This is a genomic window from Pseudomonas sp. Sample_9, from assembly GCF_004307535.1.
GTDB lineage: Bacteria > Pseudomonadota > Gammaproteobacteria > Pseudomonadales > Pseudomonadaceae > Aquipseudomonas > Aquipseudomonas mercuritolerans.
In genome coordinates this window covers 1-1,029 of the sequence record NZ_RAZO01000231.1, presented here as the reverse complement: position 1 = coordinate 1,029, position 1,029 = coordinate 1, and the positions used below count along the sequence as shown (strand labels likewise).

The 1,029-nt window shown below is 60.3% G+C and carries 1 protein-coding gene and 1 pseudogene; both read right to left on the bottom strand.

Annotated features, from left to right (window positions below; genetic code table 11):
* Window positions 1–418: pseudogene (locus D6877_RS13435) on the bottom strand (proline/glycine betaine ABC transporter permease); the annotation flags it as partial.
* Window positions 419–488: 70 nt separating this feature from the next.
* Window positions 489–1,029 (bottom strand): glycine betaine ABC transporter substrate-binding protein (locus D6877_RS13430; RefSeq protein ID WP_277751484.1); only part of this gene is annotated, 541 nt, incomplete at its 5' end.

Below are 1,029 nucleotides of genomic sequence, written 5' to 3'. Positions count from 1 at the left end.
AACTCGGCATGGTCTGCATGATGTCGAGCAGCGGCATCAGCACCGAACGCAGGCGGTTGCTGCGCGCCGAGAGAATCCCCAGCGGAATGCCGATCAGCACCGAAATGATCGTCGCGACCATCATCAGCGCCAGAGTCTGCATGAGTTTGTCCCAGAGGCCGACCGCGCCCACCAGGAACAACAAGCCGACAATCACCGCGGTGGTGACGACTTTGCGCGTGGCGTGCCAGGCGATGACGCCGACGATCGCCAGCATCAGCCACCACGGCGCCGCACGCAGCAGACCTTCGAGACTGACGATGGCCCACAGCAGCGTATCGGAGATGTGGCGGAACACGTCGCCGTAATTGGTCACCAGCGAATCGACCCAACCGTTGACCCAGTCGGCGATGGAAAAGGTAAAGCTTTCGGGAAACATAAGGGACTCTCAATCAAGGGGTTGCGATCAAGCGTCCGGCTGCCGTGGCTGGCAGCCGGGTCAACCTGACCTACAAGGCCGCGTCGATTTTCTTGGCTGCGTCGTCGCTCACCCATGCGTGCCAGACTTCAGGATGTTCCTTGAGGAAGATTTTCGCCAGTTTTGCCGACTCGATGCGCTCCTTGGCCATGCGCCCGAGGTTCTGGTTGAGCAGGTCGATCGGCAGGTTGACCTTTTCCAGCACGGCGACCAGTTCCGGGGCTTCGTCGTGGAAGGTTTTCGACAGGCCGACCTTGATGCTGACGGTCTTGTCGACGCCGGGTTTCTCTTCCAGTTTGACTGCATCTATCTGGCCCATCAGCGGGGTCGGCGACCAGTAGTAGAAGAGGATCGGCTCACCACGCTTGTAGCTCGACAGCACCGCCGCATCCAGCGCAGGTCCGGTGCCCGGACGGAAGTTGGTGTAGCTGTTTTCCAGACCGTAGCTCTTGAGCATTTCGCTGTTGTCGAGCTCGCAGGTCCAGCCGGCCGGGCAGTTATAGAAGCGGCCCTTGGACGGCTCTTCGGCGTCCTTGAACACGGCGGAATACTTGCCCAGGTCAGCGATGTTT